Annotated in this window: 26 protein-coding genes; 15 read left to right on the forward strand and 11 right to left on the reverse strand. The window is 62.8% G+C overall.

Annotation, left to right across the window (positions count from 1 at the left end):
* Window positions 1-17: 17 nt before the first annotated feature.
* The gene (locus AB7M33_RS15750; protein WP_186681965.1) at window positions 18-899 is read left to right on the forward strand and encodes a DMT family transporter; all 882 of its coding nucleotides are present in this window, start codon (window positions 18-20) and stop codon (window positions 897-899) included.
* Between the two features lie 10 nt (window positions 900-909).
* Here AB7M33_RS15750 and AB7M33_RS15755 read toward each other — a convergent pair whose 3' ends face one another.
* Window positions 910-1368, reverse strand: coding sequence for a DUF4265 domain-containing protein (locus tag AB7M33_RS15755; RefSeq protein ID WP_454243096.1), 459 nt, complete (start codon window positions 1366-1368; stop codon window positions 910-912).
* A 13-nt stretch (window positions 1369-1381) separates the two neighbouring features.
* Window positions 1382-2257: a DMT family transporter gene (locus tag AB7M33_RS15760; RefSeq protein WP_454243097.1), complete on the reverse strand. Its 876-nt coding sequence runs from the start codon at window positions 2255-2257 to the stop codon at window positions 1382-1384.
* Between the two features lie 137 nt (window positions 2258-2394).
* Between AB7M33_RS15760 and aceK the strand changes: the two genes are divergently transcribed.
* Complete coding sequence (gene aceK, locus AB7M33_RS15765; RefSeq protein WP_265968496.1) at window positions 2395-4110, forward strand: bifunctional isocitrate dehydrogenase kinase/phosphatase; 1716 nt, start codon at window positions 2395-2397, stop codon at window positions 4108-4110.
* Window positions 4111-4164: 54 nt separating this feature from the next.
* Here the strand turns inward: aceK and AB7M33_RS15770 are convergent, their stop codons facing one another.
* On the reverse strand, window positions 4165-5025 hold the full coding sequence (locus tag AB7M33_RS15770; RefSeq protein WP_099430167.1) for a DUF6279 family lipoprotein: 861 nt from the start codon (window positions 5023-5025) through the stop codon (window positions 4165-4167).
* A 131-nt stretch (window positions 5026-5156) separates the two neighbouring features.
* Between AB7M33_RS15770 and AB7M33_RS15775 the strand changes: the two genes are divergently transcribed.
* On the forward strand, window positions 5157-5993 hold the full coding sequence (locus AB7M33_RS15775; RefSeq protein ID WP_027593169.1) for a CvfB family protein: 837 nt from the start codon (window positions 5157-5159) through the stop codon (window positions 5991-5993).
* Here the strand turns inward: AB7M33_RS15775 and AB7M33_RS15780 are convergent, their stop codons facing one another.
* Both AB7M33_RS15780 and AB7M33_RS15785 read right to left on the reverse strand, forming a co-directional pair.
* The gene (locus tag AB7M33_RS15780; protein ID WP_027593168.1) at window positions 5994-6374 is read right to left on the reverse strand and encodes a hypothetical protein; all 381 of its coding nucleotides are present in this window, start codon (window positions 6372-6374) and stop codon (window positions 5994-5996) included.
* 195 nt (window positions 6375-6569) lie between these two features.
* Window positions 6570-8042 carry a right-handed parallel beta-helix repeat-containing protein gene (locus tag AB7M33_RS15785; protein ID WP_454243098.1) on the reverse strand — a complete coding sequence of 491 codons (1473 nt, stop codon included), beginning with the start codon at window positions 8040-8042 and terminating at the stop codon, window positions 6570-6572.
* Between the two features lie 229 nt (window positions 8043-8271).
* On the opposite strand from AB7M33_RS15785, the gene AB7M33_RS15790 reads away from it, so the two are divergent.
* From AB7M33_RS15790 to def, 3 genes are all read left to right on the forward strand, one after another.
* On the forward strand, window positions 8272-8451 hold the full coding sequence (locus AB7M33_RS15790; RefSeq protein WP_099430165.1) for a CsbD family protein: 180 nt from the start codon (window positions 8272-8274) through the stop codon (window positions 8449-8451).
* A 245-nt stretch (window positions 8452-8696) separates the two neighbouring features.
* On the forward strand, window positions 8697-9650 hold the full coding sequence (locus AB7M33_RS15795) for a YihY/virulence factor BrkB family protein (RefSeq protein ID WP_027593165.1): 954 nt from the start codon (window positions 8697-8699) through the stop codon (window positions 9648-9650).
* On the forward strand, window positions 9647-10183 hold the full coding sequence (gene def / locus AB7M33_RS15800; protein ID WP_027593164.1) for a peptide deformylase: 537 nt from the start codon (window positions 9647-9649) through the stop codon (window positions 10181-10183). Before AB7M33_RS15795 ends, def begins: the two co-directional genes overlap by 4 nt.
* Here the strand turns inward: def and AB7M33_RS15805 are convergent.
* Window positions 10138-10542 carry a GNAT family N-acetyltransferase gene (locus tag AB7M33_RS15805; protein ID WP_454244227.1) on the reverse strand — a complete coding sequence of 135 codons (405 nt, stop codon included), beginning with the start codon at window positions 10540-10542 and terminating at the stop codon, window positions 10138-10140. The two genes, def and AB7M33_RS15805, sit on opposite strands and share 46 nt — an antisense overlap.
* 340 nt (window positions 10543-10882) lie before the next feature.
* On the opposite strand from AB7M33_RS15805, the gene AB7M33_RS15810 reads away from it, so the two are divergent.
* On the forward strand, window positions 10883-11140 hold the full coding sequence (locus AB7M33_RS15810) for a DUF2790 domain-containing protein (protein WP_027593162.1): 258 nt from the start codon (window positions 10883-10885) through the stop codon (window positions 11138-11140).
* A gap of 66 nt (window positions 11141-11206) precedes the next feature.
* On the opposite strand, the gene AB7M33_RS15815 is transcribed toward AB7M33_RS15810, so the two are convergent.
* Window positions 11207-12568, reverse strand: coding sequence for an aminotransferase-like domain-containing protein (locus AB7M33_RS15815; protein WP_454243099.1), 1362 nt, complete (start codon window positions 12566-12568; stop codon window positions 11207-11209).
* A gap of 76 nt (window positions 12569-12644) precedes the next feature.
* On the opposite strand from AB7M33_RS15815, the gene AB7M33_RS15820 reads away from it, so the two are divergent.
* The 6 genes from AB7M33_RS15820 (at window position 12645) to AB7M33_RS15845 (ending at window position 17344) form a co-directional block, all read left to right on the forward strand.
* A complete protein-coding gene (locus tag AB7M33_RS15820; protein ID WP_027593160.1) occupies window positions 12645-13610 on the forward strand; it encodes a threonine dehydratase in 966 nt (321 codons plus the stop codon).
* Between the two features lie 106 nt (window positions 13611-13716).
* Window positions 13717-14361 (forward strand): LysE family translocator, encoded by a 645-nt coding sequence (locus AB7M33_RS15825; protein WP_027593159.1) that lies wholly within the window; start codon window positions 13717-13719, stop codon window positions 14359-14361.
* A 423-nt stretch (window positions 14362-14784) separates the two neighbouring features.
* Window positions 14785-15210, forward strand: coding sequence for a YybH family protein (locus AB7M33_RS15830; RefSeq protein ID WP_454243100.1), 426 nt, complete (start codon window positions 14785-14787; stop codon window positions 15208-15210).
* Window positions 15211-15254: 44 nt separating this feature from the next.
* Complete coding sequence (locus tag AB7M33_RS15835; RefSeq protein WP_027593157.1) at window positions 15255-15599, forward strand: YciI family protein; 345 nt, start codon at window positions 15255-15257, stop codon at window positions 15597-15599.
* Window positions 15600-15620: 21 nt separating this feature from the next.
* Window positions 15621-16106: an SRPBCC family protein gene (locus AB7M33_RS15840; protein ID WP_454243101.1), complete on the forward strand. Its 486-nt coding sequence runs from the start codon at window positions 15621-15623 to the stop codon at window positions 16104-16106.
* Window positions 16106-17344: an RNA polymerase sigma factor gene (locus AB7M33_RS15845; protein ID WP_454243102.1), complete on the forward strand. Its 1239-nt coding sequence runs from the start codon at window positions 16106-16108 to the stop codon at window positions 17342-17344. Before AB7M33_RS15840 ends, AB7M33_RS15845 begins: the two co-directional genes overlap by 1 nt.
* 143 nt (window positions 17345-17487) lie before the next feature.
* Here the strand turns inward: AB7M33_RS15845 and AB7M33_RS15850 are convergent, their stop codons facing one another.
* Both AB7M33_RS15850 and AB7M33_RS15855 read right to left on the reverse strand, forming a co-directional pair.
* The gene (locus AB7M33_RS15850; protein ID WP_099430159.1) at window positions 17488-17958 is read right to left on the reverse strand and encodes a MaoC family dehydratase; all 471 of its coding nucleotides are present in this window, start codon (window positions 17956-17958) and stop codon (window positions 17488-17490) included.
* A gap of 34 nt (window positions 17959-17992) precedes the next feature.
* Window positions 17993-18937 (reverse strand): alpha/beta hydrolase, encoded by a 945-nt coding sequence (locus tag AB7M33_RS15855; protein ID WP_252825373.1) that lies wholly within the window; start codon window positions 18935-18937, stop codon window positions 17993-17995.
* A 230-nt stretch (window positions 18938-19167) separates the two neighbouring features.
* Between AB7M33_RS15855 and fadD2 the strand changes: the two genes are divergently transcribed.
* Window positions 19168-20856, forward strand: a complete 1689-nt coding sequence (gene fadD2, locus AB7M33_RS15860; protein WP_454243103.1) for a long-chain-fatty-acid--CoA ligase FadD2 — start codon at window positions 19168-19170, stop codon at window positions 20854-20856.
* Window positions 20857-21120: 264 nt separating this feature from the next.
* Complete coding sequence (gene fadD1, locus AB7M33_RS15865; protein ID WP_027593151.1) at window positions 21121-22818, forward strand: long-chain-fatty-acid--CoA ligase FadD1; 1698 nt, start codon at window positions 21121-21123, stop codon at window positions 22816-22818.
* A gap of 102 nt (window positions 22819-22920) precedes the next feature.
* Here the strand turns inward: fadD1 and AB7M33_RS15870 are convergent, their stop codons facing one another.
* Both AB7M33_RS15870 and AB7M33_RS15875 read right to left on the reverse strand, forming a co-directional pair.
* Complete coding sequence (locus AB7M33_RS15870; protein WP_099430156.1) at window positions 22921-24228, reverse strand: NAD(P)/FAD-dependent oxidoreductase; 1308 nt, start codon at window positions 24226-24228, stop codon at window positions 22921-22923.
* 25 nt (window positions 24229-24253) lie between these two features.
* Window positions 24254-25618 (reverse strand): glutamine synthetase family protein, encoded by a 1365-nt coding sequence (locus tag AB7M33_RS15875; RefSeq protein WP_454243104.1) that lies wholly within the window; start codon window positions 25616-25618, stop codon window positions 24254-24256.
* Window positions 25619-26111 lie beyond the last annotated feature (493 nt).

Below are 26111 nucleotides of genomic sequence, written 5' to 3' on the forward strand. Positions count from 1 at the left end.
CCGAAAGGTGGCAATACATGTCTGTCATTTCCAAAGCATCCGTGGCCTCGGCGGCCACCACCAGCCTGTTCGTCTTGCTGTGGAGCAGCGGGGCAATCGTCTCCAAGCTGGGCCTGGCGCACGCCAGCCCGTTCGCTTTCCTGTTATTGCGCTCGGCGCTGGCCCTTGCGGGCCTGTTGATGATCGGCCCCTTGTTGGGCCTGCGTTGGCCGCGCAGTCGTGGGGCGGTGCTGCGCGCCCTGGGCACTGGCTGCGTGTTGTTGGGGGCCTACCAGATCTTCTATCTGTTGGCGCTCAATACCCATGTCACCCCTGGCGTGATGGCCACGGTGATGGGGGTGCAACCGATCCTCACTGTAGTACTGATGGAGCGTCAGCGTTCCTGGAGCCGGCTGTTTGGCCTGGGGCTAGGCCTTGCTGGCCTGGTGATGGTGGTCTATCAAAGCATCAACCTGGGTGGGGTGTCCCTGGCCGGCATGCTGTTCGCGCTGCTGGCGCTGGGCAGCATGACCTTGGGTTCGATCCTGCAGAAACGCATCACCGACAACCCTATGGGCACCTTGCCGTTGCAGTACCTGGCAGGGTTTGCCCTGTGCGCGTTGTTCGCCCCCTTGCAGCCGTTGCACGTGCAGTGGACCGGCGGCTTCGTCGGTGCATTGCTGTGGATGGGGCTGGTGGTGTCGTTGCTGGCGACCCTGCTGTTGTATCGCCTGATCGCCAAGGGCAATCTGGTCAATGTCACCAGCCTGTTCTACCTGGTGCCTGCGGTGACTGCGGTGATGGACTTCCTGATCTTCGGTAACCGTTTGGCAGCGCTGAGCCTGCTGGGGATGGGGCTGATCGTGGTGGGCTTGCTGTTCGTGTTCCGCAAGCCGGCTGCGCGGTTGGCGGAGGCGTAAGCGTAGCGCGCTAGCGAAACTCTTCGGGGATGGTGTGCCGCAGCACGCCTTCCTCGAAGTCCAGCAGGTCGGCTTCGCGCTGGGTCAGCAGGTAGTAGAGCAAGGTGTCGAGCGCGCGCTGCGAGGGGACTTCGACGGCAAGCATCCTCACCGCCTGTTCTGCTTCGCAGTTGCAGCCAAAGTCTTGCAGGGCTGCGCGCACCTGGTCGAGGGTTTCCGGTGGCTTGACGATCACCCGGAACACCGAGCGGCCGCTGCTGATGCGCAAGCTGTCGAACCAGGTTTCACCGCTGTCCTCCCGCGTGTCGATGATGTCGCCCGGCGCAATGCCGTAGACATAGAACGGGATGCCATCGACTTGGTAGCCGCCCTCGACTGCCTTGGCCCACAGGCCCTCGACCGAGGCCGGCGGGTAACCGTCTGCGTCCTGTACCAGGCGGAACAACACCTTCTTGTATGCACTGTTCATCGTGTGCCCCGCTTCAATTGCGCGTCGGCCGCAGCACCAGCCACAAGGCCGCGCCAATCAACACACCGCCGTACAGGTGCGCCATCGACAGCGGTTCATCCAGCAACCATGCCCCCCACAATACGCCGAATACCGGGATCAGGAAGGTCACGGTGCTGGCCTTGACCGGGCCAATTTCTTCGAGCAGGCGGAAGTACAGGATATAAGCGAATGCGGTGCACAGCAGGCCCAACCCGAGCAGCGACAGCCACACCTGCCAGCCGCCCCAGCTGGCAGGCGGCTGAGCCAAGGCGCTCCAGGCGAACAGCGGGCTCAGCAGTAGCGTGGCGCCGAGCATGCTGCCCAGGGCCGAGAGGCGGCTGTCCAGGCCGCTGACCCAGCGGCGGGCGAGAAAGCCGGCGAAGCCATAACAGGTGGTGGCCGCCAGGCAGGCGAGGGCGCCTTGCAGCAAGGCCAGGTCCAGCGCGACGGGGCCAGCGCCGCTGACTATGCCGACGCCGAACAGGCCCAGGAAGATGCCGCAGAGCTTGGGCAGGGTCATCGGTTCACGGAAGAACAGCACGCCGATCAGTACGCCCATCAGCGGTGTGGTGGCGTTGAAAATCGCCGAGTAGCCAGCTGGCAGTACTTGCGCGGCCACGGAGTAGAACGTCGCGGGGATGCCCGAGTTGATCATGCCCAGCACCAGGCAGGCGCCGAGCTTGCCTTGGAAGTCCCAGCGTACCCGCGCGGCGGCGACGATGGCGACCAGGCCCAGGCAGGCGATCGACACGCGGAAGAACGCGGTCGGCACGGTGCCGAGTTCGGGGGCGATGATGCGCATGAACAAAAAACTCGCCCCCCAGACAGCGGCAAGGGTCAGCAGGCGGGCTAGGGCAATGGGGGTCACAACGGTCTCCGGGTTTTGGGCAGGGCGCGAGTTTACGCCAGGGGGGAGTGGGATTCTTGTGCTTTCTTGCGCTGTGAATCTAGGCGGGCTGTGGACCGGCTAAGCTGTATCTCTCACCCTGCACCGAGATGCCCTGCATGTCCCAGCACTGGCCTGCCAGCGAAATCGCCCGGATGATCCTCGATGGCTTCGATGACTACCGCGAACACTTTCGGCGCATCACCCTCGGCGCCCGTGAGCGCTTCGAGCAGGCGCGCTGGCAAGACATCCAGCGCGCAGCGGCGGCGCGTATCAACCTCTATGAAGAAAAGGTGGCCGAGGCCAACGGCCGGCTACGGCAGAGCGTTGCCGATGAGGTGCTGCTGGATGTGGAGCAGTGGCCGCTGGTCAAGAGCGCCTACATCCACCTGATCGACCCACGGCTCGACGACGAGTTGTCCGAGACCTGGTACAACTCGCTGTTCTGCAGTCTGTTCAGCCATGACCAGATCAGCGACGGCTGCATGTTCATCCACACCACCCGGCCTTCCCTGCGCAGCCACGAGCGCGCGGCGCAAACCCGCACCTATCAGCTTGAGGACGGGCTCAAGGGCCTGCTGCGGGCGATCTTCGCCGATTACCCGTTCGATGTGCCCTATGGTGACCTTGAGGGCGACCTGACACGGCTGGAAGAACAACTGCGCGAATGCCTGCCGGACTGGGTGTGCAAGGACCCGGCCCTGGCGGTCGAGCTGTTTTCGCCGGTGTTGTACCGCAACAAGGGCGCCTACCTGGTCGGCCGCCTGTACACCCGCGACGAGCAGTGGCCGCTGGTGATCCCTTTGTTGCACCGCGAAGGCCATGGCATCGAGGCCGATGCGCTGATCACCGACGAGGCGGAGGTGTCGATCATCTTCTCCTTCACCCGCTCTTACTTCATGGTCGATGTGCCGGTGCCGGCGGAGTTCGTCAACTTCCTCAAGCGCATCTTGCCCGGCAAGCACATTGCCGAGTTGTACACCTCGATCGGTTTCTACAAGCATGGCAAGTCGGAGTTCTACCGGGCACTGATCAACCACCTGGCCAACAGTGACGACCGCTTCATCATGGCGCCTGGGGTGCGGGGGATGGTCATGAGCGTGTTCACGCTGCCGGGCTTCAATACCGTGTTCAAGATCATCAAGGACCGCTTTTCACCGTCGAAAACCGTTGACCGTGCCACCGTGATCGACAAATACCGCCTGGTGAAAAGCGTCGATCGGGTAGGGCGCATGGCCGATACCCAGGAGTTCGCCGATTTTCGCTTTCCGCGTAGCAAGTTCGAACCAGAATGCCTGGCCGAGCTGCTGGAAGTGGCGCCGTCCACGGTCGCCCTGGAAGGCGACTCGGTGCTGATCCGCCACTGCTGGACCGAGCGGCGCATGACGCCCCTCAACCTTTACCTGGAGCACGCCAGCGAAGGCCAAGTGCTCGAAGCGCTGGAGGATTACGGCTTGGCCATCAAGCAACTGGCGGCGGCGAACATCTTTCCCGGTGACATGTTGCTGAAAAACTTTGGCGTCACCCGCCATGGCCGGGTGGTGTTTTACGACTATGACGAAATCTGTTTTCTGACCGAGGTGAACTTCCGTCATATACCGCCACCGCGCTACCCGGAAGACGAAATGTCAGGCGAGCCGTGGTACTCGATCGGGCCGCATGACGTGTTCCCCGAAGAGTTCCCGCCGTTTCTGTTTGCCGATATGGGCCAGCGGCGTTTGTTCAGCCGCTTGCATGGTGAGTTGTATGACGCGGATTACTGGAAGGGTTTGCAGGCAACGATTCGCGACGGGAAGGTGATCGATGTATTCCCGTATCGGCGTAAGGTGCGGTAACCCCTGGGGCTGCGCTGCGGCCGCAAAGTATCAGCGCCACGCACGTCTGGGGTTTCAGCCCTTCAGGCACTTCAACTCGCTGAAATCGGTGCGCACCTTGCTCAATCGCGCCTGCAGCAGCTGCCGCTGCTCCGGCGTACTCAATTGCATCAGGTCGACCAGCAACCTGCGTGCTTGCAGCTCGGTGTTCTGGTAGGCGATGCGGTATTCCGGGGTCCACAGGCTCTCTTTACGCTGCAGCAACTGCGCCAGGCGCGGTTCGAAGCTGGCATCGCTGCGTTTGTCCATCGCCAGCACCAGCTGTTGCTGCCAGTGGGCACGGTTGGCGATCCACTGGCGGTTCTGATCGCCCAGCGCCTGTGACCAGGTCAGCACGCGTAGCCGTTGCGCTGCGTTGAGTTCACCCAGCCACGGCGTCAGGCGTTTTTCCATGCGCTCGGCACGGCGGGCAATCTGCTTGGGCAAAGGCGTATCGACATACTGCTTTTGCCGTTCGCTGATGTCGTCGCGGAACGCCTCGCGCATTTCCGCCACCTGCGCGTCGCTCATGCCACGCAGCAGTTCGGTGGCGGAGGGGGTGATTTCTTCGGCAACCCGGCCAATCGCCTCGCGCGCTTCGCGGGTGCGCTGCTGCAACGCCTGGTCGGTCACCTGGTCTTCGGCGACCATGGCCCGCACCCGGTCCAGCCAGTCGAGGTAACTGGGCAGTTGGGTTTTGCAATGCCAGGCCAGGTGCTGCCTGAGCCGCTCGTCGAGCAGCACCTTCTGGTCGCGGTTCATGTCCAGGTAGTCACCGAGCGACCACGGCACCAGGCGGTCCAGGTTGCGGTAGGCCAGGTCGATGCGGCTGCACGCGACCAGGGCCAGGGCGAGCGCGACGGTGATGAGCAGGGGCTTGAGCAGGCGTCGAGGCATGTGCTGATCCTTGCAGTGGCTGGCCAGTCGGTAGACGCAAGGGGGAAGATGACGGTTCCACCGAATCAGCGGTCGGGCAGTACGGTGGCTTCAGGTGTAGAATAGCCGTCTTGTCTTGAGGAACATCGGAAATGGCTCTGCTTGGGCGTTACAACAGTTTGCAAATCGTTAAACACGTGGAATTCGGCCTCTACCTGGACGGCGGCGCCGATGGCGAGATCCTGCTGCCGGGGCGTTACATCCCGAAGAACGCCGAGACCGAGGTAGACGATTGGTTGAACGTGTTCATCTACCTGGACAGCGAAGACCAGCTGATTGCTACCACCGAGAAGCCGAAGGTGCAGGTCGGTGAGTTCGCCAGCCTCAAGGTCAAGGACATCAATGGTGCCGGTATCTTCCTGGATTGGGGCCTGTCCAAGGACCTGCTGATGCCTTACTCGGAAGAGTTGCGGCCACTGAAGATCGGCGACTACTGCGTGGTGCACGCGTACCTCGACAAGCGTACCCGCCGCATCACCGCGACCGCGCGCCTGGACCGCTACCTGGACCGTACCCCGGCCGATTACCAGGTCGGCCAGCCGGTCGAGCTACTGGTGGCCGGCGAGACGCCGATGGGCTTCAAGGCGATCATCAACAACCGCCACTGGGGCCTGATCCACAAGAACGAGGTGTTCAAGTTCCTGCGTTCGGGGATGCACGAGAAGGGCTTCATCAAGGAAATCCGCCACGACGGCAAAATCGCCCTCAGCCTGCAACCGGTGGGCGCGGCCCTGGCTGACAGCCTGCAGGAGCAGATCATGGCGCGGCTGGACGCCGAAGGCGGTGTGCTGCCGGTGTGCGACAAGAGCGACCCGGCAGTGATCACCAAGTTGTTCAACGTCAGCAAGGGCAACTTCAAGAAGGCCATTGGTGCATTGTTCAAGCAAGGCCGCATCGTCATCCATGACGATCGCATCGAGCGGGTCTGATCAGGCCTGCACGAACGTACGGAAGTCCAGCTGCTCGCCACCCGGGCGGGTGTCGCGCAGCAGCGAGTCGCGGTCGGCGCTCAGGGCCAGGCTGATGGTCGAACGGCGTTTGCCCGGCTTGCGCACTTCCATCTGCTCCAGGTGAGCCTTGAGGAAGTTGGTCGGTACTTTCAGGTGCTGCAGCTCATCGCTGTCCGGGGTGTGCAGCAGCAGGTTGACCCAATCGGGTTGGCCTTTGCCCAACAGCGCTACCGGCACTTCGAACCACCACAGGTTGCGTTTGGGGTCGAGGATGGCGAACAGGGTGTTGCTGCTGGTCAGCACGGGCCGGGCCAGTGCTTCGTTGCGCCGGGCGATGGCGGCGGGTTTGTCGAGTTTCATGCAGGTTCCTGCGGGTTGACGCGTGATAAGGCCTGCATTGTGAGGGGTGGCGGTTAGCTGAGCAAGGTTTGCCAGTTGCTTTGCCTGGGCCGGCCTCTTCGCGGGGCAAGCCCGCTCCCACAGGTTACACCACTGTTCTCAGTGGTGATCGTATACCTGTGGGAGCGGGCTTGCCCCGCGAAGAGGCCATTTGCTTCAGCGACTCACCGGCCGGCTCAACTCGGAAGTGGCCCCATCGGCAGTGGTCACCGTCGCGGTAAAGCTGCGCAACCCGCCGATATTCTCCAGCGGATGTGCAAACCGCGCCTGCCCCTGGGCATCGCTGTTCACCATCACTTCCCCAAGATACTGCTCCGCTTCGCTGCCCGCAGCCTGCGCATTGCCGAACAACTCGACGCGCAACAGGCTCGACGCCGGCCCCTGCACTTCGCCGCGAATCACATTTCCCTCAAGCGCAATCAGCCGAGGTGGCTGCTGGTTGTGGTTAGGCAACGGTTGGCAAGGCTTGGGTTCGCCCTTGGCATCGCAGATGATCGCTTGGTCCTTCTTCGCCAGCTCCGCACCCACCCCGCGCGACCCTTCATACAACGCATGCGCCTGCGCCGGCACGCCGAAGACGATGGCGCCGGTGCGCTGGTTCGGCACACAGGAGCCACCGGCCTCGCAGCGGCGGATGTCCTGGCTGTTATTCCAAATGCGGTTGGCGCTCAGGCGTGTGGCGGTGACGCTCGGCTCTGGGCGCAAGGCCACGCCGATGCGGTTGCCGTGGATCAGGTTGCCATCGAGGATGTTGCCCTCGCCGGTGACGCTGACGCCGATCGAGTTACCGGTGAAGGTGTTGGCGCCCAGGTAGTTGCGGTTGCCCCAGTTGATCTGCAGGCCGTCCGAGTAGTGCTCGAAACGGTTGCGCACCACCGTGTTGTCATTGCCCAGCAGAATCTCGATGCCCTGGGACGGCTCGGGGTTGGCCGGTGTGGAGCGGAACAGGTTGTCCGCCACCAGGTTGAAGGCCGCACCACGCGTCAGCTCCAGGCCGTCGCCGTTGTCGATCAACTGGTTGCGCAGCACCTTGTTGTTGACCGTGCTGGTGGCGGTGGGGTTACCGGCGCCGTCGTCACCGGTGAGCATGATGCCGGCGCCGCCTTTGTTGGCGATGACGCGGTTGTCTTCGATGACGTTGCCGCTGGCGCGGTTGACCAGGATGCCGATGCAGAAGTTGCGCACTTCCAGGCCGCTCAGGTGCACGCCCTGGGTGTCGCGCAGCACCAGGCCCGGGTGGGTTGTGGTGCGTACGTTGGTGCCGAACTGGCCGGGCAGGGCGCCGGGGCAGGTGTGCACGCCCTGGTCTTTGATATAGCCCGAGCCGTCGATGGCGATGTACTGGCCGTCGCGGGCCCAAGCCAGGCCGGTAATGCTCACCGGACCTTTGATTTCAGGCAGCGCGCGCGTGGGTTTAATCACATAGGGCGCCTGGCCCACTGCGGCAATCTCGATGCGGTAGTGGCCGGGGTTCTGGTTGCTGGTCTCGATCGCCCAGCGCAGGCTGCCGGGTTTGCCGTCATCGGCATAGCGCTCGACGCGCAGGGCTTCGGTGACGGCCGGCGAGGCGGCGAGGGCAGGCAGGGGGAGCAGTGGCAGCATGGCCACGAGCACAGGCATCAAACGCATGGGGCGGGTTTTCCGATAAGTCGTTGTTTTTATTGCAGGCGGTCGTATGCGGGGATTCTAGGGCAGGCAGCCGACCCTGCGCAGGTGGTTGGCGGGAATTGGTGCGGTATTCGCCCGCAGATTTGCCGCTCGGCTTGATCGTGGCAAATTGGTTGAAACTCTTGCGAAGGGCCTCAGGTCCACAGACTGTCGACACGGTTCACGTGTCTCCATTTGCAGGAGTTTTGCCATGAGCGGTACTAAAGACAAAGCGAAAGGCTTGGCCAACGAAGCAATCGGTAACGTGAAACAAGGCATCGGCAAAGTGACCGACAATGAAAAGCTCAAGGCCGAAGGCAAGGCGCAGGAACTGAAGGGTGAAGCCCAGCAGATCAAAGGCGATGTGAAGGACGCTGTGAAAAAGCCTTGATGCATCCTGCCCTGTTCACCAGGGTGTAGGCGTCGCCCTGTAGGAGCAGCCTTGTGCTGCGAAGAGGCCAGTGATAGCAATGACTATTATGTAAGTTGCTACGGGCCTCTTCGCAGCGCAAGGCTGCTCCTACAAGGATTGTGTTTAACGTAGGCATTTTCTTTTAAACCCTCGGGAGCAGCACAGCAACGGCGTGGTCTATTAGACTTGTCTGTTGTATCGATCGAGCGGCGAAAGGAGACGCTATGATTTTTTCCGCCCTGCAAGGTTTGCCCTTGCACCGCGTGCTGGTGCGCACCGTCAAAGAGTTTCTTGACGACGAGATGTCCACCTATGCGTCCGCGCTGGCCTACCAGATGCTGTTTTCGCTGTTCCCCTTCCTGTTGTTTCTGATTGCCCTGATCGGCTTCCTGCATTTGCCAGATTTCTTTTCCTGGCTACGCCTGCAATCAGAATTGGTGCTGCCGCCGCAGGCCCTTGAACAGGTGAACCCGGTGATCGACCAGTTGCAACAGTCCAAGGGTGGGCTGTTGTCGGTGGGTATCGTGATTGCCCTGTGGACTGCCTCGGCAGGTGTGCGGCTGATGATGAGCGCCATGAACGCCGCCTATGACGTACCCGAAGGCCGCCCGGTATGGAAGCGCATACCGCTGTCCATCTTCTACACCGTGGGCATCGCCGTCATGCTGCTGGCCGCCGCCGCGCTGATGGTGCTGGGGCCGCAGGTGATGGAGTGGATTGCCGCCCAGGTCGGCATGCAGGAAGTCATCGTCACGGTGTGGACCATCCTGCGCTGGCCGGCGATCATCATCCTGATGATGGTGGCGGTGGCGTTGATCTATTACGTGATGCCCGATGTTAAGCAGAAGTTTCGCTTCATCACCCCAGGCTCGGTGCTGGCCGTGGTGGTGTGGATCGTCGCCTCCCTGGGCTTTGCCTACTACGTGAAAACCTTTGCCGATTACAACGCCATGTATGGCAGCATCGGTGCAATCATCGTGCTGTTGCTGTATTTCTACATTTCTGCCGCCGTGCTGTTGCTTGGCGCGGAAATGAACGCCGTGATCGAACACATGTCGGCCGAGGGCAAGAACCCTGGCGAAAAGGATTTCGACGGCGATAAGCCCAAGGAAACCATCACTGTGCTCGGCCATGAACACCCCGTCGAGCCGCAAACCACCGAGCCGAATCCCCGATGATCCGTGACATTCTCAAGATGGGCGACGAACGCTTGCTGCGCATCGCCCCGCCCGTGCCCCCGCAGATGATCGGCAGCGCTGAACTGCAGCAACTGATCGATGACATGTTCGAGACCATGCGCCATGTCGGGGGAGTGGGTTTGGCTGCGCCGCAGATCGGCATCGACCTGCAACTGGTCATCTTCGGCTTCGAACGCAGCGAGCGTTACCCGGATGCCGAACCAGTGCCGCAGACCATCCTGCTCAACCCGCTGATCACGCCGATGTCGAGCGAGGTCGAGGACGGTTGGGAGGGCTGCCTGTCGGTGCCCGGCCTGCGCGGTGTAGTACCGCGTTACCAGCACATTCGCTACGAAGGCCTCGACCCTCAGGGCAACCCGATCAACCGCTTTGCCGATGGCTTCCATGCACGTGTGGTGCAGCACGAGTGCGACCACCTGATCGGCCGGCTGTACCCCTCGCGCATCCAGGATTTCGCCAAATTCGGTTACACCGAGGTGCTGTTCCCCGGGCTGGACGCCAGCGACGACTGACCGCGCACCAAGGCCACCAGGCGCTTGCTGCGTTGGTAGCGCTGCAGGCGCGCGGCCAGGGGCTCGGGTAGCGTTTGCGCCTCGTCGAAGCCCAGGCGCTGGTAAAAGGGCACAAGGTCGGGGTGGCAAAACAGCCAGGTCGGCCCAGCCGCTTGCACCAACGCACTGTCGATCAGCCGCCCGGCGACACCCTGGCCACGCTGTGGCGGGGCGACGAACAGCCCGGTCAGCCAGAAGCCATCGCCGACAGCGGTCAGGCTCATGCCTGCAATGATGCCGCTGGCCCGCGCCACCCACAGTGCAGCATCACGTGCTGCGCGCATGGGGGAGCCGTGCTGGCGGTAGAAGTGATCGAGCAGGCGACGCTCCGTGTCCGACAACTCGGAGCAATGCAGATAATCAGAAATGGCGTGTATCCCGTGTTTAAACAGCCAAGTTGGGCAGGTACGTGCCAGAGGCTCTAGCCCACTATTCCTAACCCATTATGTCGCAGATTGTTGCAAAACCGGCAAGGGTGAATATCCGACTTCGGGGTTCAACTATTGCAAACCGGGAGTAGACTTTTACTCATCCCACCAGCAGTACGACGAAGCGGGATCGGTACTTCGTGTCATCTTTGCAGTCGATGACAACTTCTCCGCGCCAGTGACGGCATTAGAAGTCAATCGATCAGCTTGATTGCGTTATAGGCAAACCCACATGAAACCATTACTGATTCTTGCATTGGTCGGTATGTCCTCGTTCGCCCTCGCCGATGAGGTCAAACCTGTCTCCAACGAGCCCGTGGCCCAGCAATACGACTACTCCATGAACCTGGATATCAAGCGGGTCATCAACCTGTCGACCATCCCCAATGTCTGCGAAGTAGTGCCTGCGACCATGACCTACGAAGACCACCAAGGCCAGGTGCACACTATTCAGTACCGCGCCATGGGCGAGGGTTGCCAGCAGGGTTGATACTGCAACGCCAACCGCCTCTTCGCGCCGAGCCGTCGCGAAGAGGTGGCCAGGCCGGCCTCGGTGTCATGGGCTGGACAGTACCTGGCGCACCACCTCCAGCCCGCGTTTCAGCTCGGCCCGGCTAGCCGCCGCCGACAGGCTGATACGCACCGCCTGCACCTCGGTCGCACCAATGGCGAAGACACTGGCCGGGACGATTTCCACACCCTGCTCGCGACACCGTCTTACCACCCCCTCCGCACCCTGCGGTGTGGCCAACCATGCGTGGGGTGAAGGCTGCGCTGTGTTGTGCAGGCCATCGCCCAGCAGCCTTCGCGCAAGGCGCCAACGCTCGGTAATTTCCGCCCGCTGCCAGGCCAGCCGCCGCGCAGCCGTACCGTCTTCGATCCACTGGCAGGCGATGTGCAGGTTCAACGGCGATACAGGCCAGTGGCTGGCTTGGGCATGCGGGTCGACCTGTGCCAGCAACTGTGGGCTGGCCACGATCCACCCCAGGCGCAACCCGGCAGCCACGGTCTTGGACAAGCTACTGATGAAAATCCCTTGCTCGCCCAACAGGGGATAGAGCGGCGGCCTGTCGCTGAGTGCGCCATAGACATCGTCCTCGATCACCAGCAGCCCCAGGCGTTTGACGACCGCAGCGAGCGCTTCGCGGCGAGCGTCATCCATGCAGGCGCCGGTAGGGTTGTGCAGGGTGGGTGTGGTCACCAGCACACGGGCACCGCTGGCGCGGGCGACGCGGTCAAGGTCGTCGGGGCGCAGGCCTTGGCTGTCCAACGCCACACCATGCACGGGCATGCGCAACTGCCGGCAGGCCGCCTTGATACCGGGTGCGGTCAAGGCTTCGAGCATGACCGGCTCACCGGCCTGGCAGAACGACTGCAGTACCAGGGTCAGTGCCTGTTGCGCACCGCTACTGAGCAGCAGTGCGTCCGGGGGCAGGGCCAAGCCGCGATTGGCCAGCCATTGCGCGCCATGAATGCGGCCCAGCAGTAACTGCTCGGGCCCCAGGTAATGATCCAGCAGGCCACTCTCGTGCCGTTCCAGCAGGTTACGCAGGCTGCTTTGCAGGTCCTGATTGTGCGGATCGGCCACCGGGACGTTGGTCGACAGGTCGATCAACGGCTGTTGCCCATCGTGGTGCTTGAGCCGAAACAGCGTCGCTTCCTTGCTGCCCGCCAGCACGTAGGTGCCGCGGCCGACTTCACCTGCCACCAGGTGGCGCGCGGCAGCTTCACGGTAGGCCTGCTGGGTGGTGCTGGGGTTGAGGTCGAGCTTCCAGGCCAGGCGCCGCTGGGGTGGCAGGCGGTCGCCGACCTTGAGCTCGCCGCGCTCAATGGCGTCGGCAATCGCATCGACCAAGGCCAGGTAGCGGGGTTGGTCATCATCCACAAGCGTTGGGATCCACACGAAATTGCTACCCATGCAATATAAGGTTGTACCCATACAATGCCCGGCGCTTAGGATCGGATCAACCACCTACCGATGAGGGATGATCGCCATGTTCGACTTGAAAGCCCTGCGCGAAGCCGCCGACTTCGTTCACCAGCATGTGCCCGCAACGCCCCAGCACGCCTGGCCTTTGCTGGCCGAGCGACTGGGTTGCCAAGTGTGGGTGAAACATGAAAACCACGCGCCCACCGGGGCGTTCAAAGTGCGGGGCGGGTTGGTCTACGTGCGTTCGCTGCTGGCGGATGGCGCGCCGCCCCGTGGCCTGGTCACCGCCACGCGCGGCAACCATGGCCAGAGCATGGCACTGGCCGCACGCCAGGCGGGCATACCCTTGGTGATCGTGGTGCCCGAAGGCAACTCCACCGAGAAGAACGCCGCCATGCGCGCCCTGGGTGCCGAGCTGGTAGAGCACGGTGTCGATTTTGATGTGGCCCGTGAAGAGGCGGCCCGGCTGGCTGACGAATTGGGCTACATGATGGTGCCATCGTTTCACCCGGAGCTGGTGCGCGGGGTAGCCACCTATGCCTTGGAACTGTTCGAGGCCGTGTCTGAGCTGGACTGTGTATACGTGCCTATCGGCATGGGGTCGGGCATCTGCGGGCTGATCCAGGCACGCAACCTGCTGGGGTTGAAGACCGAGATCGTGGGGGTGGTGTCTAGCGCGGCCGATGCCTATGCGCAAAGCTTCGAGCGCGGGCGCATCGTCACCACTGCCACTGCCGACACCTTCGCCGATGGCATGGCCTGCCGGGTACCGCACCCGGAGGCGTTCGCCTTGGTGTGCGAGCATGCCGCGCGCATCGTGCGGGTGAGTGACAGTGAAGTCGCCGAAGCCATGCGCGTGTACCACGAGGCCACGCATAACACCGCCGAAGGTGCGGGCGCTGCGGCGCTGGCGGCGTTGATGCAGGAGCGCGAGCGGCAAGTGGGCCGGCGGGTGGCCGTGGTGCTGAGCGGGGCGAACGTGGATCGCGCGCGTTATGCGCGGGTGCTGGCGGGTGATGAAAAATCCTGAGTATTCGAGCAGGCGGCCTTTGCCTGATCGAACACTTCTTCTTCCCATCCCCTGATCACTCGTGGCAGGCTCTACGGCGCTTAATTGGCCGGTCATCGAGTGCTCAATGCCTTTCTCCAATGGTTTTCTCCTCAGCCTGTCCCTGTGTCTGGACATCGGCATCGCCAACATCGCCATGATCACCTTGGCCATGCAGCGTGGTTTTCTCAAGGGTTTCTGGCTGGGGCTGGGGACCTGTGTGGGGGATTTGATCTATGCCGTTGCCGCACTGGCCGGGATGACCGTGCTGCTGCAGTTTGAAAGCGTGCGCTGGACCTTGTGGCTGGGCGGTTCTGCGCTGCTGGTGTGGTTCGCAGTGAAGATGCTGCTGGCGGCGTGGCGCGGCGGGCACATGGACACGCGGGCAGACGTGGTGGTGGAGTCGGGCTGGCGCGAGTTCTTGCGTGGGATCTTTTTGGCCATGTCCTCACCCACCGCGATTTTGTGGTTCGCGGCGGTGGGTGGGGTGCTGATTTCCCGTTCCGGTGGTGGCAGCTTGCTGGAGGCTGGGTTGTTCCTCAGCGGCTTTTTTGCGGCGGGGTTGGTCTGGTGCCTGAGCCTGTGCGGCATTGCCAGCCACGGAGGGCGATTGCTGGGGGATCGATTGCTGACCTGGTCGTACCTGCTGTCGGCGGCGATTTTCTGCTATTTCGCGGTTTACGTGATTGTTTCGGGGTATCGCGAGTTCATTCTCGCCAGCCCTGGGGTGTAAGGCAGGGTGCTTGCCTTGGGTCTTTCAGCGCCTGGGAGATCGAGCGCCGCCCGCGCGGCGCTTCGCAGCACAAGGCTGCTCCCACATCTGTTTCGGGCCAATTATTCCTGAGGCATTAGCGCGCGGTCCCTAGGCGCCTGACACGATATCGAGACGGACAAACAAGGCGGTCGCGCGCCTCTCTCACAGGCTTTACTGGCCGGAAACAGATGTAGGAGCAGCCTTGTGCTGCGAAGCGCCGCGCGGGCGGCGCTCGATCTCCCAGGCGCTAAATAACCCGAGGCAAGCACCTTGTAGCCCTCACCTAATCTCAAGCCCATTTATTTTCACCGACCTGTCGATTTCCCCCGCTACCGTTCGACTAACAGTTGAAAGCACAGGCCCCACCTGTGCCCAAACCTGACGAACGATCGGAGGCCCCCCATGAGCACCGCATCCGAAAACGAACTCCGCCAATTGATCGACCGCTGGATGCAGGCCGTGCGCGACCGTGACATCCCCGGCATCACTGCGCCCTATGCCGACGACATCGTCGCCTTCGATGCCATCAAAACCCTGCAATTCAAAGGCAAGGCTGTTTACCAGGCCCACTGGGAAATGTGCATGGGCCTGTGCACCGGCCCGATGATCTTCGAGCTGGCCGAGCTCACCGTATACGCCGACGGCGACCTGGGCCTGGCGCACTGGTTGAACCGCTGCGGCCCGTCGGACGACGAGAGCCAATGCGGCTTCATGCGCGCCACAGTCGGCTATCGTCGCCAGGGCGGGCAATGGCAAGTCATCCATGAACACTGGTCGGCACCGTTCGACATGGAAACGCAAAAAGCCCTGTTCGATCTGAAGCCCTGATCTGATATCGCCAAACGCACTTTGCCAATGCCCTGGAGGCGACCATGAAATACCTGTGCCTGGTCTATTGTGACGAAGGGCTGCTGCACAGCCTGCCCGACAGCCCGGAAGACGCCGAATGCATGGCCTATGCCGAGGCGTTGCAGGGCGCTGGGCGCATGCTCGCGGCCGAGGCGCTCAAGCCGGTGCAAACCGCCACCACGGTGCGTGTGCGCAGTGGGCACATGAGCCTCACCGATGGCCCGTTCGCCGAAACCAAGGAACAACTGGCCGGCTTTTATCTGGTAGATGCCCGAGACCTGAACGAGGCGCTGAACATCGCCAAAGGCATCCCCGCCGCAAGGGTCGGCAGCGTTGAAGTGCGACCTGTGCGCGAACTGCAACCCTGACACTCACGGAGAACCACCAGCATGAGCCTTGCACACCCTGCGCAAGCGCAGCACGAGTTGTCCATCAGCCGATTGATCGACGCGCCCCCGGCCAAGGTGTTCCGCGCCTGGACCGAGCCCCAGTGGCTGATGCAATGGTGGGGGCCGCACGGCATGACCACCCCGGAATGCGAAATGCAACTGTGGGTCGGTGGCCTGTTCCGCACCCTGATGCGGGCCGCGGATGGCACCGAGTACCCGACCCAGGGCGTGTTCCTGGAGATTGCCGCGCCGAGGCGCCTGGTGTTTACCGACGCCTTCGGGCCGGGCTGGGTACCTTCTGACAAAGCGTTCATGACCGCTGTGGTGACCTTCGACGAGGAGCACGGCAAGACCCGTTACACCGCCCGCGCCTGGCATTGGAGCGCCGCCGACAGCCGTGCCCATGAAGAAATGGGCTTCCACCAAGGCTGGGGAGAAAGCCTGGACCGCCTGGTGGAGGTGGTGACCCAGCGGATGCCGGACTGATGGCAGGGCTGGCGCAGGTGCGCGCCGAAGTCGAGGCGGTGTACCGTCGCGATTCGCGGCGCATCCTGGCGACCTTGATCCGCTTGTTGGGCGACTTCGACCTGGCCGAGGAGGCCATGCACGATGCGTTCTTCATCGCTGTTGAGCGCTGGCAGCGCGATGGTATCCCCGCTAACCCTCGGGCATGGCTGGTGTCGACCGGCCGCTTCAAGGCCATTGATGCGTTGCGCCGACGTGCCCGCTTCGACCGCTCTCAGGCGGACCTGATCATGCTGCTGGAAGGCCAGGTGCAAGACCCCAGCGAAGAAGCGTTGCTCAGCGATGATCGCCTGCGGCTGATTTTTACCTGCTGCCACCCGGCCTTGGCCGCCGACGCGCAGGTGCCGCTGACCCTGCGCGAGGTCTGCGACCTGACCACCGAGCAGATTGCCCGGGCGTTTTTGCAAAGCCCGGCAACCATCGCCCAACGCATCGTGCGCGCCAAGGCCAAGATCCGCGACGCGGGCATCCCCTACCAGGTGCCGGCGCTCGATGAGTTGCCCGAGCGCCTCGAGAGCGTGTTGCGGGTGATTTACCTGGTGTTCAACGAAGGCTATTCGGCCTCGTCCGGCGACGCCTTGCTGCAGCAGGACCTGACAGACGAAGCGATCCGGCTCGGCCGCCTGCTGGGGCAATTGCTGCCAGACCCGGAGGTGATCGGCTTGCTGGCGCTGATGCTGTTGCAGGCATCGCGGCAGCGTGCGCGCATCGACGCGCAGGGCAACCTGGTGGTGCTTGAACAGCAGGACCGCAGCGTGTGGGACCGTGAGCGCATCGAAGAAGGCTGTGAGCTGGTGCGCCATGCCCTGCGAAGCCGCAGCTATGGCGCCTATACCGTGCAGGCGGCGATAGCCGCGGTGCATGCCGAGGCGGCCACGGCGGATGACACGGACTGGGACGAGATCGTCGGGCTGTATGACGTGTTGCAACGGCATTGGCCGTCGGCGGTGGTGGCGCTCAACCGGGCAGTGGCGCTGGCGAAACGGGATGGGCCGCAGGTGGGGCTAGCGGAGTTTGAGGCGATCCTGGCGGCGGGTGAGCTGCACGACTATCACCTGGCGCATGCGGCAAGGGCGGAGCTGCATGCTCAACTGGGCCATGTCGAAGAGGCCCGTGCGGCATGGCAGCAGGCGTTGGCATTGACCCGGCAGGCGCCGGAGCGGCGGCATATCGAGCGGCGGCTCCAGGCACTGAAATGAGCGGGCAGTACTGCCCCTGTGGGAGCGGGCTTGCCCCGCGAAGGGTTCACGCGGTGCAGGGCACCGGCTTCGCCGGTGTTCGCGGGGCAAGCCCGCTCCCACTCAATCAAGGGGCTGTCCTTGCGAAGAAACCCACGTTGAAATCAGCTGGCCACGAAATTCGGTGGCGATACCAGCTCGACCGTCTGCTGCTTGCGCGGCGCCAGGATCTCGGCCTCGCCCTCGACCACCAGCTCATCGTTCTGGTTGTACACATTGGTGGCGATCCGCACCTTGAACTTGGGCAGCTTCTCGAGGATTTCCAGGCGCACGGTCAGGGTGTCGCCAATCTTCACCGGCTTCTGGAAGCTCATCTTCTGGCCCAGGTAGATGGTGCCAGGGCCAGGCAGCGTGCACGCCACCGCCGCACTGATCAGCGCGCCGCTGAACATGCCATGGGCAATGCGCTCACGGAACATGCTCTTGGCCGCGAACTCGGCATCCAGGTGCACCGGGTTGTGGTCACCGGACATCGCGGCGAACAGCTGGATGTCACGTTCTTCCACAGACTTTTCATAGGTGGCTGTCTGGCCGACTTCAAGGGCTTCGTAAGGCGTGTTGGTGACCTGGGACATCGGGGCTTCCTTAAGCGGTGGGCGAGGGCGGCTATCATTCACTGCGCGCAGGGCGGCCAAGGGCCAGCGCCTGTTCGAGCCAGCCGAGAATATCGGCGGTGACCTCGTCACGGTTGGTTTCGTTGAGCACTTCGTGCCGTGCCTCTGGGTAGATGCGCAGCTGTACATGCTGGTTGCCGGTCGCGCGTAACGCGTCGGCCAGATGGGTGAGACGCTTGCCGGTACTGACCGGATCACATTCACCGCCAATCACCAGCAGGGGCAGGTTCGGATCGATCTGCGCGAGGTTACTTGCCTGGCTGATCTGCGCCAAGCCTTGCAGCAGGTCGAGCCACAACTGGTTGCTGCAGCGAAAGCCACACAGGGGGTCATTCACGTACAGGTCCACCTCGCCAGGGTCGCGACTTAGCCAGTCGAAGGCGGTGCGGTTGGGCTTGAAGGCTTTGTTGAACGAGCCGAACGACAGCCACTCGATCAGCGCGCTCTTGCCCAGCGGCCCTTGGCGCCAGGCCTCGACCCGGGCAATCAGCCGCGCCACGCGGTACAGCGCCGCGGGCTGGAAGTTCGAGCCGCTGAGGATCGCCCCGTGCAGGCTGGCGCTGTGGTGCAGCAGGTACGCCTGGGCAATGTAGCTGCCCATGCTGTGGCCGAACAGGAACAGCGGCGTGCAGGGGTATTGCTGGCCGATGTGCTGGGCGAGCAAGCCGAGGTCATTGACCACGGCATTCCAGCCATGATGGCGGGCGAACAGGCCGAGGCTGCCCAGTTCGGCGGTGCGACCGTGGCCGCGCAGGTCGGGGGCGAACAGGGCGAAGCCGGCCTCGCTCAGCGCATGGCCCAGGCGCTGGTAGCGCCCGGCGTGCTCGGCCATGCCATGGGCCAGCAGCACCACGGCCTTGACCGGCGTGGCCGGCAGCCATTGGTGTACGTACAGGCTGCAATGCTCGCTGGCGGGCAGCCAGAAGGCGTCGTGGGGCATGGCCGGTCCTTTGCGCGGGGGGTACGAGCACAGTGTATGCGCAACCGGCTGGATTGCAGGAAGGGCACAAATAAGATTCACAATGTTAATGGCGGAGCTTGGCGTATATGCCGCCTTGGGCTTACCTGCTAACGTCGGTTAAACGCCTGTTTGCCATTGGCGATCAGGTCAAAGGACTAAACGACCCGCTACACCCCCCGCAGCAGGTCCAGGCAGAGGAACAATAATAAATGCAAGCCGACTTCTGGAATGACAAGCGCCCGGCGGGCGTGCCTTCCACCATCGACATCCATGCCTACACCTCCGTCGTCGAGGTGTTCGAGCGCTCTTGCAAGCGCTTCGCCGACCGCCCGGCGTTCAGCAACCTGGGCGTGACCCTGACCTACGCCGAGCTGGAGCGCCATTCGGCAGCCTTCGCCGCCTGGCTGCAGCAACACACGGACCTGGTACCGGGCGACCGCATCGCCGTGCAGATGCCCAACGTCCTGCAGTACCCGATCGCGGTCTTCGGCGCGTTGCGTGCGGGGCTGATCGTGGTCAACACCAACCCGCTCTACACCGAGCGTGAAATGCGCCACCAGTTCAAGGACTCCGGCGCCCGCGCGCTGGTCTACCTGAACATGTTCGGCAAGCGCGTGCAGGAGGTGCTGCCCGATACCGGTATCGAGTATTTGATCGAGGCGAAGATGGGCGACCTGCTGCCCGCCGCCAAGGGCTGGCTGATCAACACCGTGGTCGACAAACTGAAGAAGATGGTGCCGGCCTATCAATTGCCCCAGGCGGTGTCATTCAAGCAGGTGCTGCGCGAGGGCCGCTCGCTCAGCCACAACCCGGTGCCGCTTAGCCTGGACGATATCGCCGTGCTGCAATACACCGGCGGCACCACCGGCCTGGCCAAGGGCGCGATGCTCACCCATGCCAACCTGGTGGCCAACATGCTCCAAGTGCTGGCGTGTTTCTCGCAGCATGGGCCAGACGGGCAGAAGATGATCAAAGAAGGCCAGGAGGTAATGATCGCGCCCCTGCCGCTTTATCACATCTATGCCTTTACCGCGAACTGCATGTGCATGATGGTCACCGGCAACCACAATGTGTTGATCACCAACCCGCGGGACATTGCCGGCTTCATCAAGGAGTTGGGCAAGTGGCGTTTTTCCGGCCTGCTGGGGCTCAACACGCTGTTCGTCGCGCTGATGGACCACCCCGGCTTCCGGCAACTGGATTTTTCTGCGCTGAAGGTCACCAACTCCGGTGGCACCGCGCTGGTCAAGGCCACCGCCGAGCGCTGGGAGAGCCTCACGGGCTGCCGCATCGTCGAAGGTTATGGCCTAACCGAAACCTCGCCGGTCGCCAGTACCAACCCTTATGGCCAGTTGGCGCGGCTGGGCACGGTGGGTATCCCGGTGGCAGGCACGGCGTTCAAGGTAATCGACGACGACGGCAACGAGCTGCCGCTAGGCGAGCGGGGTGAACTGTGCATCAAGGGCCCGCAGGTGATGAAGGGCTATTGGCAGCAACCCGAGGCCACCGCGCAGACCCTGGACGCACAAGGCTGGCTGAAGACGGGTGATATCGCGGTGATCGACCCGGATGGCTTTACCCGCATCGTCGACCGCAAGAAGGACATGATCATCGTCTCGGGTTTCAACGTGTACCCCAACGAAATCGAGGATGTGATCATGGGCCATCCGCAGGTAGCCAACTGCGCGGCCATCGGCGTGCCGGACGAGCGTTCTGGCGAGGCGGTGAAACTGTTCGTGGTGCCGCGCGAGGGCGGCTTGAGCATCGATGAACTGAAGGCGTACTGCAAAGCCAATTTCACCGGCTACAAAGTGCCCAAGCACATCGTGCTGCGCGAGTCGTTGCCGATGACACCAGTGGGCAAGATCTTGCGGCGCGAGTTACGTGACATCGCTTGATAGCGGTGCAGGATACCTCTGGAACGGGCCTTTTGGCCCGTTTTGCGACATTTTGGATAAATACTCTAAAAATGACTTGTATCGTTCATTGAGTCATTTTTGTGACCGTGAGGCCTGTTTTGGCCTCTAGGCGACCCCTGGCAAAGCTGTTACTCTCGGGCCGCTTTCAGATGATCCGGTTTGCAATGAGCCGCCATCACATATCAATAATAAGCGCATCGACGCGTGAATCGAACTTCGCTGTTGCTGAAGGAGTGGGCTTCCATGATCGAACATTTTTGGAAGGATAAATACCCAGCCGGGATTACGGCGGAAATCAATCCTGACGAATTCCCCAATATCCAGGCGGTACTCAAGCAATCCTGCCAACGCTTTGCCGACAAACCGGCCTTTAGCAACCTGGGCAAGACTATCACCTATGGCGAGCTGTATGCGCTGTCGGGGGCGTTTGCCGCCTGGCTGCAGCAACACACCGACCTGAAACCGGGTGATCGCATTGCCGTGCAACTGCCAAACGTCCTGCAATACCCGGTAGCGGTATTCGGCGCCATGCGTGCAGGGCTGATCGTGGTCAATACCAACCCGCTGTATACCACGCGGGAGATGGAGCACCAGTTCAACGATTCCGGTGCCAAGGCGCTGGTGTGCCTGGCCAACATGGCCCACCTGGCCGAAAAAGTAGTGCCCAAGACCCAGGTCAAGCATGTCATCGTCACCGAAGTGGCCGACCTGCTGCCGCCGCTCAAGCGCCTGCTGATCAACAGTGTGATCAAGTACGTGAAGAAGATGGTGCCGGCCTATGACCTGCCGCGTGCTGTGCGCTTCAACGACACCCTGGCGCTGGGCAAGGGCCAGCCGGTCACCGAGGCCAACCCGCAACCCAATGATGTCGCCGTGCTGCAATACACCGGCGGTACCACGGGCGTGGCCAAGGGCGCGATGCTGACCCACCGCAACCTGGTGGCCAACATGCTGCAATGCCGGGCGCTGATGGGCTCGAACCTGCATGAAGGCTGCGAAATCCTGATCACACCGCTGCCGCTTTACCATATCTATGCCTTTACCTTCCATTGCATGGCGATGATGCTGATCGGCAACCACAACGTGCTGATCAGCAACCCGCGTGATTTGCCGGCGATGGTCAAAGAGCTGAGCAAGTGGAAATTCAGCGGCTTCGTTGGCCTCAACACCTTGTTCGTCGCCCTGTGCAACAACGAGGGGTTCCGCGCGCTGGACTTCTCTGCGCTGAAAATCACCTTGTCTGGCGGCATGGCCCTGCAATTGAGCGTGGCCGAGCGCTGGAAGGCCGTTACCGGTTGCGCCATCTGCGAAGGTTACGGCATGACCGAAACCAGCCCGGTGGCCGCCGTCAACCCGTCCGAGGCCAACCAGGTTGGCACCATCGGTATTCCGGTACCTTCGACGCTGTGCAAGATCATCGACGACAGTGGCAATGAACTGCCGCTGGGCGAGGTGGGTGAGCTGTGCATCAAGGGCCCGCAAGTGATGAAGGGCTACTGGCAGCGCGAGGACGCCACTGCCGAGATCCTCGACAGCGCGGGTTGGCTCAAGACCGGCGACATCGCGTTGATCCAGCCGGACGGCTACATGCGTATCGTCGACCGCAAGAAGGACATGATCCTGGTCTCCGGTTTCAACGTGTACCCCAACGAGCTGGAAGACGTGCTGGCCGGCTTGCCAGGTGTGCTGCAGTGTGCGGCCATCGGCGTGCCGGACGAAAAGTCGGGCGAAGTGATCAAGATGTTCATCGTGGTCAAGCCGGGCATGACCGTGACCAAGGAGCAGGTGATGGAGCATATGCGCGCCAATGTCACCGGCTACAAGGTGCCGCGCTACATCGAGTTCCGCGATACGTTGCCGACCACCAACGTGGGCAAGATCCTGCGCCGTGAGTTGCGCGATGAAGAGCTGAAGAAGCAAGGGCTCAAGAAGATCGCTTGAGCCTGTATTCTGGGCTGGCTTTGCTGGCCCTTTCGCGGGCAAGCCCGCTCCTACAGGTATCTCACTGTAGGAGCGGGCTTGCCCGCGAAAGGGCCGGTGAAATCAGCGCAATTTCTCGAGCATCTGGTAGTACCACATCCCTGCCGCCAATAGCGGATTCCCCAGCAAGTCCCCCATCGGCACCCGCACGTGCTTGCACTGCGCGAAAGTGTCGAACTTCTCCAGTGTCCCGGTCAGCGCTTCGGCCATGATCTCGCCCATGATGTGGCTGGTGGCAATGCCATGCCCGGAGTAACCCTGGCAGTACCAGACATTGTCCGAGAGCTTGCCCAGTTGCGGGATGCGGTTGACCACGATGCCCATGGCGCAACTCCACTGGAACTCGATCGGCACCCCTTTGAGCGCCGGGAAGGTGCGTTCGATGCAGGGCCGCAGTTCACCTTCGATGTCGCGTGAATCACGCCCGGAGTAGTTGGCGCCGCCGCCAAACAGCAAGCGCTTGTCGGCGGTCAGGCGGTAATAGTCGAGGACAAAGCGGCAGTCATACACCGCCAGGTCCTGCGGGTTGATCTGCTCGGCCAGTTCACCCAGCGGCGCAGTGGTAACGATGCCGCCCATGGCCGGGAAAATCTTGCCCTTGAGCTTGCGTTGCTCCAGCTTGTGGTAGACATCGCCGGCCAGCATCACCTGGCGGGCTTCGATGCGCCCCTCGGCGGTCACCACTGCCGGGCGCGGGCCGTGGACGATGTCCAGCACCTCTGAATGCTCGAAGATCAACGCGCCCAGGCTGTGGGCGGCGCGGGCCTCGCCCAGGCACAGGTTGAGCGGGTGCAGGTGCAGGTTGCGGCGGTTTTTCAAGGCGCCCAGGTACAGCGGGCTCTGCAGGTGCTGGGCCATGGCGCTGCGGTCGAGCATCTCGACCTGATCGCCCATGCCGCGACGCTCTGCCTCGGCCGCGAAACCGCGCAGTTCGTTCAAGTGCGACGGCTTCATCGCGGCATGCAGGTGGCCGCGCTTGAGGTCGCAGTCGATGCCGTAGCGTGCCACCCGTTGCTCGATGACCTGGTGCCCGCGCCAGCGCAGGTGCCAGATGAAATCATCCACCTCGCTGCCCAGGCGATCGCGCATTTGCGTGCGCATGGCTTCGTCGCCCGACAAGCTGCCGGTCACCTGGCCGCCATTGCGCCCACTGGCGCCCCAGCCGATGCGGTTGGTTTCGACAATGGCCACCTTCAGGCCGCGCTCGGCCAATTCCACGGCGGTGGCCACGCCGGTGAACCCACCGCCGATGATGGCCACGTCGACGTGCACGGTGCCCTTGAGGGTCGGGTACTGCGTGTGGTCATTGAGGGTGGCGCTGTAATAGGACGGCGCGCGTTGGGCCGGTCCCTTGTTCAATGCTGCGTTCATGGGTGTTCCTTGTTATGAATGGGGCTCAGGCCTGGTGCAGGTACCAACGCCAGTCCTGTTCGCTGACTTCGGCCATGAACTGGCGGTACTCAGCGCGCTTGACCTTCAGGTACACCCCAAGAAATTCATCGCCCAGTGCCTCCCGGGCCCAGTCCGAATGCTGCAGGGCATCCAGGGCGGTCAGCCAGTCGGTGGGCAAGTGCTCGGTGGCCTGGGCATAGCCGTTGCCTTCAACGGGGGCGCCGGGGTCCAGCTGTTCACGGATGCCGCGGTGGCTGGCGGCGAGGATGGCCGCTGCGGCCAGGTACGGGTTGGCATCGGCACCGCAGATGCGGTGCTCCACGTGTCGGCTGTTGGCCGGTCCGCCCGGTACGCGCAGGCTGACCGTGCGGTTGTCGACGCCCCAGGTGGGCGCCAGTGGCGCGTAGCTGTTGGCCTGGAAGCGGCGGAACGAGTTGGCATTGGGGCAAAACAGCAGCAGCGAATCGCGCAGGTGGCGCAGCATGCCGGCCACCGCTTGGCGCAGCAACGGCGTACCGGCCTTGTCCTCGCTGGCGAACAGGTTGTTGCCGGCGCTGTCGGCCAGGCTCAGGTGCATGTGCATGCCGGTGCCGGCCAGTTGTGCAAAGGGTTTGGCCATGAAACAAGCCTGCATGCCATGCGCATGGGCCACGCCTTTGACCAGGCGCTTGTAGCGCACGGCCTGGTCCATGGCCAGCAGCGCATCGCCGTGCTCAAGGGTGATTTCCACCTGGCCAGGTGCGTACTCGGAGATCGCCGTGCGGGCGGGGATACCCTGGGCTTTGCACGCGGCGTAAAGGTCGGCGAGGAAGGGCTCGATCTGTTCCAGTTCACGCAGGCCATACACCTGCGTACTGCGCGGGCGCCCACCGTCGTTGTCCAGGGCCGGCTGCGGGCGGCCCTGGGCATCGCGTTTTTGGTCGAGCAGGTAGAACTCCAGCTCACACGCCATCACCGGGTGGTAGCCATCGGCCTTGAGCGCTTCGATCGTGCGCAACAGCACATGGCGTGGGTCGGCAATGCTCGCCGGCAGGCCTTCGCTGGGGTGCATGCTGACCTGCACTGCGGCGGTGGGTACGCGCCGCCAGGGCAGGCGCACCAAGCTGCCTTCCAGCGGGTAGGCGCGGCAGTCGATGTCGCCAACGTCCCAGACCAGGCCAGAGTTTTCGACGTCATCGCCATTGAGGGTCAGGCCCAGGATGGTGCTGGGCAGCGGGCGGCCGGTCTGGTAGACCGCCAGCAGTTCCTCGCGGTGCAGCAGCTTGCCGCGGGGGACGCCATTGGCGTCGAGGATGAACAGCTCGAACAGCTCGATATCGGGGTTGTCGGCCAGGAATTGGCTGGCGTGCTCTACGGGTGCAAAGTGCATGATGAATTCGCTCACGGGCGCACAGGGCCACCGCGCATGCTGGCGGCCCAGTTGATTCAAACGGCCAGACGGTGGCCGGGTGGGGTCACAATGGCGTGAGCGAAGTGTCCGGTGGGCGCGCGTGACGGCAGTGCCACAAAGCCCAGAAGGCGAGGATGATGTGGACCAGCGGATTTTCCCCAGCACGGCTCCTGGCCTTCGGCAGCGAAGGGCGGGACGACGGTGGGGCGATAGGCTGGGCGGGAGTCATGCCTTTGATACTCACATGCGGCGTAAGGTTGATTAAAGCAGTGAATGGCAACCTTTACATCAGCCTTCACTAAACATAGCGCGCCTGCCTGATCGTTGTAGGAGCAGCCTTGTGCTGCGAAGAGGCCGGTGATAGCAACCGACATCACCTTTGTTGTCACCGGCCTCTTCGCAGCACAAGGCTGCTCCTACACACAAAGGTGCGGCCAGCGCGGACAGCAAAGAACCCTCAAATCTGCGACAA

The sequence above is a fragment of the Pseudomonas sp. Y3 TE3536 genome, from assembly GCF_053629175.1.